Source organism: Bacillus sp. 275, assembly GCF_001999205.1.
GTDB classification, from domain to species: Bacteria; Bacillota; Bacilli; order Bacillales; family Bacillaceae; genus Bacillus; species Bacillus velezensis.
On record NZ_CP019626.1, the window covers coordinates 3,827,212 to 3,840,655 of the forward strand.

17 protein-coding genes, 1 other RNA gene and 1 pseudogene are annotated in these 13,444 nt (G+C 45.6%); 15 read left to right on the forward strand and 4 right to left on the reverse strand.

From position 1 onward, the window contains the following. Positions 1-4: 4 nt before the first annotated feature. Positions 5-967 carry a DUF2515 domain-containing protein gene (locus BZ167_RS18810; protein WP_015417701.1) on the forward strand — a complete coding sequence of 321 codons (963 nt, stop codon included), beginning with the start codon at positions 5-7 and terminating at the stop codon, positions 965-967. A 43-nt stretch (positions 968-1,010) separates the two neighbouring features. On the opposite strand, the gene sspM is transcribed toward BZ167_RS18810, so the two are convergent. Then, the gene (gene sspM / locus BZ167_RS18815) at positions 1,011-1,115 is read right to left on the reverse strand and encodes an acid-soluble spore protein SspM (RefSeq protein ID WP_003153525.1); all 105 of its coding nucleotides are present in this window, start codon (positions 1,113-1,115) and stop codon (positions 1,011-1,013) included. Positions 1,116-1,320: 205 nt separating this feature from the next. Here sspM and BZ167_RS18820 point away from each other — a divergent pair, with 205 nt between their 5' ends. Together BZ167_RS18820 and BZ167_RS18825 are read left to right on the forward strand one after the other, a co-directional pair. Continuing rightward, on the forward strand, positions 1,321-1,566 hold the full coding sequence (locus BZ167_RS18820) for a DUF5446 family protein (RefSeq protein WP_012117836.1): 246 nt from the start codon (positions 1,321-1,323) through the stop codon (positions 1,564-1,566). Positions 1,567-1,611: 45 nt separating this feature from the next. After that, positions 1,612-1,980 carry a YppE family protein gene (locus BZ167_RS18825; RefSeq protein ID WP_007409492.1) on the forward strand — a complete coding sequence of 123 codons (369 nt, stop codon included), beginning with the start codon at positions 1,612-1,614 and terminating at the stop codon, positions 1,978-1,980. A gap of 38 nt (positions 1,981-2,018) precedes the next feature. On the opposite strand, the gene BZ167_RS18830 is transcribed toward BZ167_RS18825, so the two are convergent. After that, positions 2,019-2,201 carry a YppF family protein gene (locus BZ167_RS18830; protein WP_003153532.1) on the reverse strand — a complete coding sequence of 61 codons (183 nt, stop codon included), beginning with the start codon at positions 2,199-2,201 and terminating at the stop codon, positions 2,019-2,021. Positions 2,202-2,387: 186 nt separating this feature from the next. Between BZ167_RS18830 and BZ167_RS18835 the strand changes: the two genes are divergently transcribed. Then, positions 2,388-2,822 (forward strand): YppG family protein, encoded by a 435-nt coding sequence (locus BZ167_RS18835; protein ID WP_053573252.1) that lies wholly within the window; start codon positions 2,388-2,390, stop codon positions 2,820-2,822. 29 nt (positions 2,823-2,851) lie between these two features. On the opposite strand, the gene BZ167_RS18840 is transcribed toward BZ167_RS18835, so the two are convergent. After that, positions 2,852-3,265 (reverse strand): Hsp20/alpha crystallin family protein, encoded by a 414-nt coding sequence (locus BZ167_RS18840; RefSeq protein ID WP_053573251.1) that lies wholly within the window; start codon positions 3,263-3,265, stop codon positions 2,852-2,854. Between the two features lie 138 nt (positions 3,266-3,403). On the opposite strand from BZ167_RS18840, the gene BZ167_RS18845 reads away from it, so the two are divergent. The 9 genes and pseudogenes from BZ167_RS18845 (at position 3,404) to BZ167_RS18880 (ending at position 10,778) form a co-directional block, all read left to right on the forward strand. After that, on the forward strand, positions 3,404-3,910 hold the full coding sequence (locus tag BZ167_RS18845; RefSeq protein WP_012117833.1) for a PTS sugar transporter subunit IIA: 507 nt from the start codon (positions 3,404-3,406) through the stop codon (positions 3,908-3,910). Between the two features lie 98 nt (positions 3,911-4,008). Further along, positions 4,009-6,255: a DEAD/DEAH box helicase gene (locus BZ167_RS18850; protein ID WP_060674156.1), complete on the forward strand. Its 2,247-nt coding sequence runs from the start codon at positions 4,009-4,011 to the stop codon at positions 6,253-6,255. A 19-nt stretch (positions 6,256-6,274) separates the two neighbouring features. Then, entirely contained in the window at positions 6,275-7,513 is a 1,239-nt protein-coding gene (locus BZ167_RS18855; RefSeq protein ID WP_077392175.1) for a ribonuclease H-like domain-containing protein, read from the forward strand. A 121-nt stretch (positions 7,514-7,634) separates the two neighbouring features. Then, positions 7,635-7,742, forward strand: a pseudogene (locus tag BZ167_RS20215) (hypothetical protein); the annotation flags it as partial. A gap of 83 nt (positions 7,743-7,825) precedes the next feature. After that, the gene (cotD, locus tag BZ167_RS18860) at positions 7,826-8,062 is read left to right on the forward strand and encodes a spore coat protein CotD (RefSeq protein ID WP_003153539.1); all 237 of its coding nucleotides are present in this window, start codon (positions 7,826-7,828) and stop codon (positions 8,060-8,062) included. Between the two features lie 88 nt (positions 8,063-8,150). Beyond that, positions 8,151-8,699 (forward strand): SLOG family protein, encoded by a 549-nt coding sequence (locus BZ167_RS18865; RefSeq protein WP_007409499.1) that lies wholly within the window; start codon positions 8,151-8,153, stop codon positions 8,697-8,699. A 79-nt stretch (positions 8,700-8,778) separates the two neighbouring features. Further along, entirely contained in the window at positions 8,779-9,078 is a 300-nt protein-coding gene (gene gpsB / locus BZ167_RS18870) for a cell division regulator GpsB (protein WP_003153541.1), read from the forward strand. A gap of 55 nt (positions 9,079-9,133) precedes the next feature. Beyond that, positions 9,134-9,515: RNase P RNA component class B (gene rnpB / locus BZ167_RS18875), an RNA gene on the forward strand. Between the two features lie 96 nt (positions 9,516-9,611). Continuing rightward, positions 9,612-10,778 carry a THUMP domain-containing class I SAM-dependent RNA methyltransferase gene (locus tag BZ167_RS18880; protein WP_040237997.1) on the forward strand — a complete coding sequence of 389 codons (1,167 nt, stop codon included), beginning with the start codon at positions 9,612-9,614 and terminating at the stop codon, positions 10,776-10,778. A gap of 40 nt (positions 10,779-10,818) precedes the next feature. Here BZ167_RS18880 and BZ167_RS18885 read toward each other — a convergent pair whose 3' ends face one another. After that, complete coding sequence (locus BZ167_RS18885; protein WP_003153548.1) at positions 10,819-10,971, reverse strand: YpzG family protein; 153 nt, start codon at positions 10,969-10,971, stop codon at positions 10,819-10,821. A 165-nt stretch (positions 10,972-11,136) separates the two neighbouring features. Between BZ167_RS18885 and BZ167_RS18890 the strand changes: the two genes are divergently transcribed. Together BZ167_RS18890 and BZ167_RS18895 are read left to right on the forward strand one after the other, a co-directional pair. Further along, complete coding sequence (locus BZ167_RS18890; RefSeq protein ID WP_003153550.1) at positions 11,137-11,328, forward strand: hypothetical protein; 192 nt, start codon at positions 11,137-11,139, stop codon at positions 11,326-11,328. A 103-nt stretch (positions 11,329-11,431) separates the two neighbouring features. Then, the gene (locus BZ167_RS18895; RefSeq protein ID WP_032866285.1) at positions 11,432-13,351 is read left to right on the forward strand and encodes an ATP-dependent DNA helicase; all 1,920 of its coding nucleotides are present in this window, start codon (positions 11,432-11,434) and stop codon (positions 13,349-13,351) included. The last annotated feature ends 93 nt before the right edge of the window (positions 13,352-13,444 follow it).

Below are 13,444 nucleotides of genomic sequence, written 5' to 3' on the forward strand. Positions count from 1 at the left end.
GTGAATGAACGTGCATAAACGACAGACCGTAACCGCCATTCTTCGCCTGATCGAAAAAGAGACGAAAATAAAAAATGCCGATAATATTTCCCGGACGAATGCCTATAAAGCATATTATGACCGCCATCCTGAGATCAAGTGGCCGCTTTTGGCATCCTTTGTGTCCCGCAATGCGGGCTGGTCGATGACTGATTTAAGAGGCGTCCTTTATCAGGAGGGCCTTGACAGCAGTCAGAAAAACTGGTTTTTCCTTTCGTATGAAAGGGCGAATTGGCTGATTTTTTCTGATGCCTATCCTCAGCTTCTGGTCTACCAGTGGTCAAAACAAATCGGCGAACCTCTTTTCCGTCATCTTCCTCATTTCCGCGTCTCGGCTTTTATGCAGGAAGAGTGGTTTCGCTTTTGGCGTGACGGAGATACGGAACGGCTCATGTATGCTCTTATTATAAATGAACAAAACACTATCCAAGCACCTATTATACAAAATCCTTCGTTTAAAAAGAATGTTTTTGGCACGATTCCTTTTTATTTAAGTGATTGGTTTCACTTTAATACGGTGATATTCCCTTCAATTGACGGACATTTATACGGAATTTCCGTCAAACGGTTTTCAAAAACCGAAGAGAGAATTACGCTCGGAAAACAGCTGGCCCGCCTTCTGTTCAGCCCTGATCTTCACGCTTCTTTTTACCGTTTTCTTGATACCGTTCCTCATACCGGTTCACGCTTTGATATGGAGAAAATGATCGGCATCAAAAAAAGAACATCACCGATGCTGAGGACAACCTATCCCATTGTTGCCCACCCATTAGACGGCGAAAGGGCGGATTGGTTTCAAAAAAGGTTAAGAAAAGGGGCTTTCTTACAGGAGAAAATGCCGAAACAGCTTGAACTGACGGACTGGTACTTCCAGAAAAGACGGGAGCTCCATGCGCTCTTCGCGGTTAAAGAGTGGCTGAAGAAATGAAAAAGCCCGAAACCGTTCGCTGGGGTTTCGGGCTGCTGATGTGTTACGTGGAAGGGCGGTTTGGGCCGCCTAATTTTTTATCAAGCGTATCAGTCGTTTTTGCTTCGGTTTTTTGCTGTTTACCTGCATTTTTCGGTCTCGTTTTCATACGGCACCTCCTCAACTGTATCGTTTGCATTAACGTGCCGGTTCATACAAAGTTTGCGGCACTTTTTTGTCGAAAGGCACGCCTTTTAGGATAATCTCTGTTTGTTTGCCGAACTGCTTCTAGTTTTGTCATGTGCAGAGGAGAGCGGTATGAAAACGAGAATTATATTCGTAAGAGACGCAAGTGATAAAAGGGAGGAACATGAATGTCTGTTTACACGAGCAAGGCTGATATTCTCCGTCTGCTTTCTGATATCGAATTCCGGATTTCTGCTGCTGAAAAGACGCTTACCCAAGCAGTCAGATCCTGTCAGGCGGAAGCTGAAGAAATCAGACAGGAGAAACTTTCCCGCCTTGAGGAAGAGGCGCGGGAGCTTCATGTTTGTATTGATGACCTGTTTTTGACTGACCGGCGTAAAAAGGATTTGCCGAGAGCCTGCCGGATCAGCTGATTTTATGCAAAAACTTTGGTACCATATGTACTGAGGTGAGTCCGTTTGCAGACACAGTCGTTATTGGAGCTGACAGAACAAATGATAGAGGCGGTTCTGGAAGCCGAAAAAAGGTATCAGGATGGAAAAGAGTCAGGCCGTTCATATGATTTTTTTGAGATTATTAAACCCGATGTTGAAAAAAGAGACCGGCTTTGCGCGCTTTGGACAGAAGCAGCGCTTGCGTTTATTCAGGAAAACCGTCCGAAATACGTTCATCACGCACAAATTCAGGCCGTTACAGAAAATTTCGGAGAGCTGATGCTCCAATCATATGTTCATCATATTCATAAAAAAAGATACAGGGATTTAACTGAATCTGTTTTATATACGCTTCGTATATTGAGGGATGAAATTGAAAAAGAAGGCAGCTGAAAACGGCTGCCTTCTTTTATATAAAGGGGTCGGGTATGTTATTCATACGCCGGGTTTTCTGCTCCACTTGCTTCGAGAACCTTCATACTGTTTCGAAATTCGGTTGCGGTGAGATGGCCTTGAATATAGAGGAATTTTGCAAAGTCCATCAGTTTATCTGCACAATCTGTTTCATATTTTTTCACTTCAGCAAAACGCTTTCTTAAGTATGATACGTTCATAATGGTGCATCCCCTCTCATGTATGTTGAGATTATGGTAACATAACGATTCGACTTTTTTCTGTTTTTAAAAAATTAAGACTTTCGACAGCATTTGACAAAAATCAGAATCACCGAAAGCACATAACCACGGCGGAATTCATACATATATAGCAGAAACTTAGTGAGAGACAAGGGGGAATGTCGTATGCAATGGAGAGCAGAGCCATATCAAAATATGTACCAGCAGCCGGCGGGATATTTCTACCCGCAGCAGATACAGCCATTACAGCAGCCGTATCCGCAGCAGATACAGCCATTGCAGCAGCCGCCATATCATCAGCAAGGGCAGTACCCGCAGCAATTTTATCCGAATCAGGAATACGGTCATATGCAGCAGCCGTTTGCTCCCCCTCCTCCTCAGGCAGCCATGCCCGGGGGGCAGCCGGGGTTTGTGAATCCTTACCCCGTTCCCAGACCGAATCAGCAGCAGTCTTCCCAATTCTCAGGCATACTCTCCCAGTTTAAAAAAACGAACGGACAGTTTGACTTTAATAAAATGATAGATACAACGGGGCAGATGGTAAGCGCCGTAAATCAGGTCGGATCGCTGGTGAAAGGCTTCACCAGTATCTTCAAATAAAAAGCATGAATGATATCCATCATTCATGCTTATTTTTTAGGGAAAAAGAGGGTAAGCGTCTGTTCATTCCAGGATGTTTCCATATCTTCTTCACTCACCTTATACGGGAGGACAACGGTTCTTGTCATGCTTGAAGACACATGGGATGAATGAGCCTGTTTATGATCGTAGCGGATTGTAACGTGAAGGTAGCACCCCTTCGTTTCCACCAGCATATCACCGTCACGGAATGTCTCGGGAACGCTGATATCAACCGCGAGGCCCCTCGGCTCTTCTCTGACGTCAATCGTCACTTGCGCTTCAGTAAAAGCCGAATTGACAAGGTGCTGAAAACCCTGCATCAATTCTGCGAAGGGACCTGAGTGAAAAAATTGGTCCATCGCATGGCTGATGATGTCCTCATTACTTTGCCGATCAAGTTTATCGTTTTGTGATTGATCCATATGACCACCGCCTTTTTACAAACAGACTATGCGATGTTATGCCGTATGGTTAAGAATTGAAGGAAAAAAGAAAGTATGGTTAAATAGTGGAGAATAAACTGGTAACGGATTCACATTTAGGAAGGGGAGCACAACACATTGCTGAAAAAATTATTCGGATTGGGAGACAGCCGGAAAAAGCCGGCCGAGGAAGTGATTTTTTCTCCGGCTGACGGAGCGGTGATGGATTTGGCTTCAGTGCCGGATCCCGTATTTTCACAAAAAATGATGGGGGACGGGATCGCCGTCGAGCCTGCAAACGGAGACATTGTTTCACCGGTTGAGGGAGAAGTGATTCAGCTGTTCCATACAAAACATGCTGTCGGCATCCGCACCCTTTCCGGAGCGGAACTTTTGATACATGTCGGTTTGGATACCGTCAATATGAACGGCGAAGGCTTTGAAGCGCATGTAAAAGAAGGAGACAAAGTGAAAACAGGCGATCTGCTTTTAACGTGCCGGCTGGATTTAATAAAAGAAAAAGCAAGCAGCACCGTCATCCCTATGGTGATTATGAATGGCGATGCCGCAGAACCTTTGCAATTTGCAGGCGCAAACGAAGCGAAAAAAGGACAAACAGAGCTTTTTACGATAAAAATGAAGTAGGCAGGGGCTGATTCCCTGCTTTTTTTCTTGTACAGGATTTTCATCTAGCCAGGCAAACAAATATTCGGTAAACTGTACCTCATAAAGAGGTGTGAACGATGAAGAAAAAATCATTGAGCGAACTGATACAGGAATTAAAAAATCATGAAAATATTGTGCATTGGCATGAAGAGGAACCGCGGGAGGCGAAAACCATGCCGATGCCGGAGCAAGTAGATCCGAAAATTCGGGCGGCTCTCGAAAAGAGGGGGATCGAGCGGCTCTTTACACATCAATACTCCGCTTTTCAGACGGTTCAAAACGGAGAAAGCATTGTGGCTGTCACACCGACGGCCTCCGGAAAAACACTGTGCTATAATCTTCCGGTTCTTCAGTCTATCGCGGAAGATGCCTCAAGCCGCGCGCTTTATTTATTTCCGACTAAGGCGCTCGCGCAGGATCAAAAAAGCGAGCTGAACGAAATCATAGACGAGACGGGCATGGACATTAAAAGCTTTACCTATGACGGAGATACGTCACCGGCCATCAGGCAGAAAGTCAGAAAAGCCGGGCATATTGTGATCACAAACCCTGATATGCTTCATTCAGCCATTCTTCCTCACCATACAAAATGGGTGAGTCTGTTTGAAAACCTGAAATATATCGTCATTGATGAATTACATACGTACCGGGGCGTATTCGGCAGCCATGTGGCGAACGTCATCCGCCGTTTAATGAGAATCTGCGCTTTTTACGGAAGCAAGCCGGCATTTATCTGCACATCCGCCACAATCGCCAATCCGAGGGAATTGGCGGAGCAGCTGACGGGAAAATCAGTGCGCCTGATTGACGATAACGGCGCCCCGGCCGGAAGAAAGCACTTTGCTTTTTACAATCCTCCGATTGTAAATAAACCGCTGCATATTCGAAAAAGCGCCACCGTGGAAGTGAACGAACTTGCCAAAACTTTTTTAAAAAATAAGATCCAGACGATTGTTTTTGCCAGAAGCCGTGTCCGGGTTGAAATTATTTTAAGCCACATTCAGGAGATCGTAAAAAAAGAAATCGGCGCGAAGTCTGTCAGAGGTTATCGCGGCGGATATCTTCCGAAAGAAAGAAGAGAAATAGAGCGGGGGTTAAGAGACGGCAGCATTCTCGGCGTTGTCAGCACAAACGCGCTGGAGCTCGGCGTTGATATCGGCCAGCTTCAGGTCTGCGTGATGACGGGGTACCCGGGCAGTGTCGCGAGCGCATGGCAGCAGGCGGGCCGGGCCGGGCGGCGGCAGGGAGAGGCGCTTATCGTGATGGTGGCGAACTCTGATCCGATTGACCAATATATTGTGCGCCATCCTGATTATTTCTTTAAACGCTCGCCTGAATCTGCAAGGATTAATCCCGATAATCTCATTATACTGGTCGATCACCTGAAATGCGCCGCATATGAGCTGCCTTTCAGAGCCGATGAAACATTCGGAGAAAATGATGCAAGAGATATTCTCGAGTATTTAGAAGAAGAAGGGGTGCTTCACGAAAACCGCGAACGCTATCACTGGGCGAGCGAATCTTTTCCCGCCTCCAACATCAGTCTCCGTTCGGCGTCACAGGAAAACGTGGTCATCGTTGACCGGTCAGAGACGGCTGATGTAAAAATCATCGGAGAAATGGACCGCTTCAGCGCGATGACGCTTCTTCATGATGAAGCGATTTATCTTCATGAAGGGGTGCAGTATCAGGTTGAAAAGCTTGATTGGGATCATAAAAAAGCGTACGTGCGAAAGGTCGATGTCGAATATTATACAGATGCCAATTTAGCGGTGCAGCTGAAAGTGCTGGACATTGACAGAACGGACAGCAGAAAGAAAACGGCCTTACATTTCGGCGATGTAACCGTGAACGCACTTCCGACAATATTTAAAAAAATTAAAATGACGACATTTGAAAATATAGGATCAGGGCCGATTCATCTTCCAGAAGAAGAACTGCATACCAGTGCTGCCTGGCTTGAATTGAAAGAGACGGATTCGGAGATCGGCGAAAAAACGCTTGAACAGCTGCTTTTAGGCATTGCCCACGTCCTGCAGCATATCGTGCCTGTATACGTCATGTGCGACCGAAATGACGTGCATGTCGTGCCGCAAATCAAAGCCGCACATACCGGACTTCCGACAATCTTTCTGTATGATCATTATCCGGGCGGAATCGGACTTGCCGATGAAGTATATAAGCGATTTGATGAAATCAATGAAGGGGCTGAGCGCCTGATCAGACAATGTCCATGTCAAGACGGATGTCCTTCCTGCATCGGCTCCGAAATAGAAGGAATAGATGCAAAGAAAGCGATACTCCGGCTCTTGAATTACGTGTAAAAGAAAAGGGGGACGAAAGATGTCCTTGAAAAATAAATTAAAGCGGATGAAAAACCACCTGAATGTGCCGGAAGCTGAAAAAAAGCCGGCAGCTTCACAACTTTCGGTCTCGGATATTCAAGTCCCATTTAGAGAAGAATGGGAGGCATTCGGAGTGAAGCCTTTCTTTTTTGAGGATGAATACTGTCTTATCCGCGAAACCGTCTATCCGCTTTCGCACCGCCACGGACGGTACAGCTTCAGTGAACTTGATGACGTCATGGCATTATGGAATAAAGGCGGTTTGACGCATACTTTATCAGCAGAAGGATACGAAAAAAGCCAGCTGTTCTTCTTTGATACTGAAACGACCGGCCTCGGCGGCGGGGCCGGCAATATGATTTTTTTGCTCGGTCATGCAAGAGTGTATGAAGACCGTGTCGCGGTTAAACAGCATCTGCTTCCTAAACCGGGAAACGAGACGGCTCTTTACAAAAGCTTTTTAAGTGAGGTTGACATTACGTCTCTTGTTACGTATAACGGAAAAGCCTTTGACTGGCCGCAGGTAAAAACTAGGCATACATTGCTGCGGGACAGGCTTCCGAAACTTCCTGACTTCGGACACTTTGATCTTCTGCACGGGGCGAGACGGCTTTGGAAACATAAATTAGAGCGTGTATCGCTTTCGGCGGTTGAAAATGAAGAGCTTGCTTTTAAAAGGGACGAAGACACCCCTGGTTATTTGGCGCCGATGCTGTATTTTCAATTTTTAAAGGCGGAGGACCCGGCTCTTTTAAAGGGAGTGCTCTCGCATAATGAACAAGATGTGCTTTCCCTCATCGCTCTTTACATCCATATGTCAAAAAAGATTTTTGCATCTTCTGATCAGACGTCAGAACGTCAGGAAGCATACGCCATGGCGAAATGGTTTATCGCTCATAAAGAAACCGATCGGGCTGTTTCACAGCTGGAAGCGCTGCAAGGCAAAGCCTTTGAAGATTCGGATCGGGCCCTTTTTGACTTAGCAATGCTTTATAAAAAACAAAACCGCAGGCAAGACGCCGTGCCCCTTTGGGAGAAACTGACGGGCTCTGATCTTCACATATGCAGACACCAATCAGCGGTAGAGCTGGCGATCTATTTTGAGCATCACGCAAAAGATTACAAAAAAGCCTTGCAGGCCGCGCGGCAGGCGGCAGAAGACGGGGAAATTTCGGAAAAAGAAGCCGAGAAGCTCCATGTGAGAATTGCCCGGCTTAAGAGGAAATATTCTTCTTGAAATATTGCCCGGGAAAGCGCAAAAGCCGAGCTGTTTCGCCAAAAATATTTTTTTCTGAATCCGCATCGATTTTGTTGTAGAATGGTGCCGCATCTTGTAAAATAGCGTTAGTTATTTATAGGGGAGAGTTGGTATGTATAAAGGTGTTTTTTACTTGTTCTTTGTCGTGGTTTTTTTGATTGCGTTTGTATTTTCGAATTTTAAAGACAGTTTGCTGACACACTTTTAAATTGGGTGATTGAATTAGAACATGCACCCTCTTTTCTTCATAACCTAACAGTGTAATAAAAGTTAATGGAGAGGGGATTTAGCATGTTTCATCATCATTGTTGCAGACCAAACGTGATGCCGCCGATTGTCCATCCGACTCATTGCTGTGAACACCATTGCTTTTCTAACACGGTTGTGCCGCATATTCATCCGCAACATACAACTAACGTAAATCACCACAACTTTGAGCACGTTCATTACTATCCGCACACTTTTTCAAATGTTGACCCGACAACTCACCAGCATTTTCAGTGCGGAAGCCCTTGCTGCGATCATTAGTATTGAACGCTTAAGCAAGATCGGTTAGGATATCAGCAAATCAAAATGGGGCCCGATGGGGAGCCCCATTTTTTAAGCAGGTGATCAATTGAAAGTATTAGCCGTAACAGGATACAAGCCGTTTGAACTCGGGATTTTTAAACAGGATGACCGGGCGCTTGTTTATATAAAAAAGGCGATAGAAACGAGACTCAGAAGCTTTATTGACGAAGGCTTGGAATGGATTCTCATATCCGGACAGCTGGGGACTGAGCTTTGGGCGGCAGAAACGGCGTACGATCTCAGAGAAGAGTATCCGGAATTAAAGGTTGCCGTTATCACGCCTTTCTACGGTCAGGAGGAAAAGTGGAAGGAACCGAATAAAGAAATGTATGAAGCGGTGCTTGCTCAGGCAGATTATGAGGAGAGCCTGACGCATCGGCCGTACGAAAGTCCGCTCCAATTCCGGCAGAAAAACGCGTTCTTTATTGAAAAGTCAGATGCGCTTTTGCTTTTATATGATCCTGAAATGGAAGGATCGCCGAAATATATGCTGCAGCAGGCAGAAAAACGCCGTGAAACAGACGGATATCCGATTTATTCGATTACGATGGATGATCTCCGTGCCGCCGTTGAAGAAGAAGATTTCTTTACATAACACGTCAGAGAATATTTGACAACGGGACGTGTTTCTGAATAAAATATAACATGATGATTCACGATATGAGGTGAAAAAGATGCTTGCTGATAAAGTAAAGCTTTCTGCGAAAGACATTTTGGAAAAAGAATTTAAAACAGGCGTTAGAGGTTACAGACAAGAAGACGTTGACAAATTTTTAGATATGATTATTAAGGATTATGAAACCTTTCATCAAGAAATTGAAGAATTGCAGCAAGAAAATCTGCAGCTGAAAAAACAGCTTGAAGAAGCAAGCAAAAAACAGCCGGTGCAGTCCAATACGACCAACTTTGACATTCTGAAAAGGCTGTCCAACCTTGAGAAACATGTATTCGGCAGCAAACTTTATGACGAATAGGGCAGATGCACTTGTCAAATGAGACAAGTTGCTTTATAATGAACAAGTGTTCTTAACGTTCGGGTAATCGCTGCAGATCTTTGAATCTGTAGAGGAAAGTCCATGCTCGCACGGTGCTGAGATGCCCGTAGTGTTCGTGCCTAGCGAAGAAATAAGCTAGGGCAGCCTTGATAGGCTGACGGCAGGAAAAAAGCCTACGTCTCCGGATATGGCTGAGTATCCTTGAAAGTGCCACAGTGACGAAGTCTCATCAGAAATGGTGAGAGTGGAACGCGGTAAACCCCTCGAGCGAGAAACCCAAATTTTGGTAGGGGAACCTTCTTGAAGGAACTGAACAGATAGAAGGACAGAATACTTTCTGTAGATAGATGATTGCCACCTGAGTACGAGGTGATGAGCCGATTGCAGTACGACGGAACAAAACATGGCTTACAGAACGTTAAACATTATTGATATGACAAATTAGAGCTCTCCTTTAAAGGGGAGCTTTTATCTTGAATGAAACGAAAGCTTAAAAGAGACAGGGTGATACGATGAAGAAGTACACACTAATAGCGACGGCGCCGATGGGAATCGAAGCGATCGTCGCCAAAGAAGTGCGTGATTTAGGTTATGAATGCAAAGTAGACAACGGAAAAGTCATTTTTGAAGGAGATGCGCTTGCGATCTGCCGCGCTAACTTATGGCTGCGGACGGCTGACCGCATTAAAGTACAGGTCGCCGAGTTTCAGGCGAAAACGTTTGATGAGCTGTTTGAAAAAACAAAAGCGATTGACTGGCGCGCGTACATTCCGGAAAACGCAAAGTTCCCCGTTATCGGAAAATCCGTGAAATCACTGCTTGCCAGTGTGCCTGACTGCCAGCGGATCGTCAAAAAGGCGATAGCGGAAAAGCTGAAACTGCAATCAGGAAAACAAAATGAATGGATTGAAGAAACGGGCCCCGAGTATAAGGTGGAGATTTCCCTTTTAAAAGATAAAGCCGTGCTTACACTGGATTCATCAGGAACAGGCCTTCACAAACGGGGATACAGGGTTGATCAGGGAGGAGCTCCGATTAAAGAGACGCTCGCTGCCGCGTTAATTCAGTTAACCAACTGGACGCCTGACCGTCCGTTCGTCGATCCGTTCTGCGGTTCCGGCACGATCGCCATTGAAGCCGCTTTAATCGGACAAAACATTGCTCCCGGTTTTAACCGTGATTTTGTTTCAGAAGACTGGGAATGGATCGGAAAAGAACTGTGGGACAAGGCGCGTCTTGAAGTGGAAGAAAAGGCGAACTATGATCAGCCGCTGCAGATCTTTGCCAGTGACGTGGATCACCGGATGGTAAACATCGCCAAAGAAAACGCAGAAGAAGCGGGACTCGGTGACCTGATCGAATGCAAGCAAATGCGGGTGCAGGATTTTACGACGAAACTCGAATACGGCGTAATCGTCGGAAACCCTCCGTACGGCGAACGGCTCGGCGAAAAAAGGGAAGTCGAGCAGATGTATAAAGAAATGGGCCGGGCATTTGAATCTCTTGATACATGGTCTGTCTACATGTTGACGTCAAATGAACAATTTGAAGAGGTCTACGGAAGAAAAGCAACCAAAAAACGGAAGCTCTTTAACGGTTTTATCAAAACGGATTATTATCAGTACTGGGCTAAAGTGCGGCCGCAACGGAAAAAGCCGCAACAAAGAGAAGACGCCTGAAACAGCGTCTTCTCCGGCATCTTTACGTTTTATTCTGCCATTACCAGCGGTGCGCTTTTGCGTTGCTCCGTAAAATAATGTTGGTCTGGGACATTTCGGTGTGGCCGTTCACTTGCGATTTAGAGCGTTTCGGCCGCGTCCAATTGTGATGAAACAATTCAGAATGCTGATCTAATCGATCTTTATAACTCATGTAACCATCACTCCCGGATAGAATAATTTTGTGAAGATGGATATTCGATCGAATATCTGTTGTAGTTTGTGCAGGTCAGGTGCGGATCATTCAGAATGGCATGTATAGAAAGTGAAGCATCGGCATAGAATGATGATTATTTCTATTTGAGAGGTGATCTATTTTATGCTGAACAGCGAGCACTTCAGTAAAATACAAAAGGCGTTAGACGCAACTGCTTTCCGGCTGGAGGAAGCCGGAGCGGAGTTCGGTCCTTCCGCCATGACACACGCACAGGAAGAACTTGAAAATGCGGTAAAACATACACATTCAACAGACCATCCGTTCCTATGTACACATATCATTAACCGGAAATGATAATGGCAAAAACTTGGCGAGGCCAAGTTTTTTTGTTGTATTGAAAAGGGTTAAATGATATTATAGATGGTCTGAATGCCGAATAGTTAGGGGTTGGAGTTGGGTGACAACATCACGTTTGCCTTTTGCTTTAACAAAAGAAAAGAATTTTTACGAAGAATTGAACAATTGGATTGGTGACGTGTTTTACGATATCCTTCCCGAGAAAGGCTTTGACCTTCGGGATGAGCAGGTATTTATGGCGTTTCAGCTTGAACGGGCATTTAAAGAGAAAAAAGTCATGTTCGCTGAGGCAGGAGTCGGTACGGGGAAAACGCTGGTGTATCTGCTGTTTGCCATCAGCTATGCCAGATATACGGGTAAACCGGCCATTATCGCATGTGCCGATGAAACGTTAATTGAACAGCTTGTCAAAAAAGAAGGCGACATTTCCAAGCTGACAGAACATTTGGATCTGCAGATTGATACACGGCTGTCCAAATCCCATGAGCAGTATCTGTGTCTGAAAAAGCTTGAGAAAACGATGCAGCGTTCTGATGATGAAAAGTGGCTGGATCTTTATGAGTCGCTGCCTTCATTCGTACACGAATCACAAGCGATGCAGCGCTTTTATCCGTACGGCGACCGCAAACAGTACGCTGATTTGACGAATGAAGAGTGGGCAGGCGTCAGCTATGATTCCTTCCAAGATTGTTTAACTTGTGATATGAGACATAGATGCGGTTTAACACTTTCGAGAGATCATTACAGAAAATCAACGGATCTGATTGTTTGCTCCCATGATTTCTACATGGAGCATGTATGGACGGAAGAATCACGCAAAAGGGAAGGACAGCTGCCGCTTTTGCCGGATCACAGCGCCGTCGTGTTTGATGAAGGACATCTGCTGGAATTCGCCGCGCAAAAAGCGTTAACGTATCGTGTGAAGCAGTCGACGCTTGAGCTGTTTTTAGAGCGTCTGCTTCAAAATGATATCAGAGAGGAATTCGCCGAACTGATTGAAGATGCCCTTGCCGCAAACGATGAGTTTTTCTATGTGCTGTCAGAGGAATCGAAGGAAATCGCAGGCTCTCACCGATTGGACATCCAAAACGACCAGCGTGTTAAGCGTGCGGCTGACGAACTGTGCCGTCTGCTCGATAAAATCGGCGAGGCGCTCGTATTTGAATCGGAAATGTATACGATCGATAAGTACGAGCTGTCAGTTGTAGAAGAATACGTCGAACAAATGGCATATTCGCTGTCGCTGTATCAAAAGGATGCCATCAGCTGGCTTGAAACGCGGGATACAGACTCAACGTTTGTCGTTATGCCGAGAACAGTAGCCGAAGTTTTGGGAGAAAAGGTCTTTTCTAAAAAGATCCCTTATATTTTCTCATCGGCCACTCTTTCTGAGGGCGGTTCATTTGATTATATCGCTGACAGCCTAGGAATCCGTGATCCTTTATCATTCACCGTTGAATCTCCGTACGATTACGAGGAGCAAATGTCTGTTGCGCTTCACGGTGACATGACGTCTGAGCAGAAAACAGCCGAAACGATTGAAACCATTAAGAAGAATGAAGGACGCACCCTCGTTCTTTTCCCTTCCTTTGAAGACATGAAGGAATTTAAAGAACAGGCTGCCGCGTGGGAGCTGCCGTATCCGATATACTACGAAGGTGATGAAGAGATCAGCAGTCTGGTCGAAAAATTCCAGCGTGATGAAGAATCCGTGCTTTGTTCCGTCCACTTATGGGAAGGTCTTGACATTCCCGGTGACTCGCTCCGGAATGTGACCATTTGGGCATTGCCATATCCGCCTCATGATCCCGTGTTTACCGCAAAGCGGAACGGAGCGAAAAAAGATCCGTTTGAGGAAGTTGATCTGCCGTACATGCTCTTAAGAGTCCGGCAGGGAATCGGCCGCCTCATCCGTTCTAATCAGGACAGCGGAACCATATCCATTTATGCGGGCGGAGAAAGTGAACGGGTCTTGGCCGAAGTCAAAAAGGTTTTGCCTGTTACACCGAAAATCGTATAAAAACAACAGCTGCAGGATTCTTATCCTGCGGCTTTTTTAAATCTGGGAAGTTGACTTTATCACGGCGTTCCATTAGCCTGTAATTGATAGTGA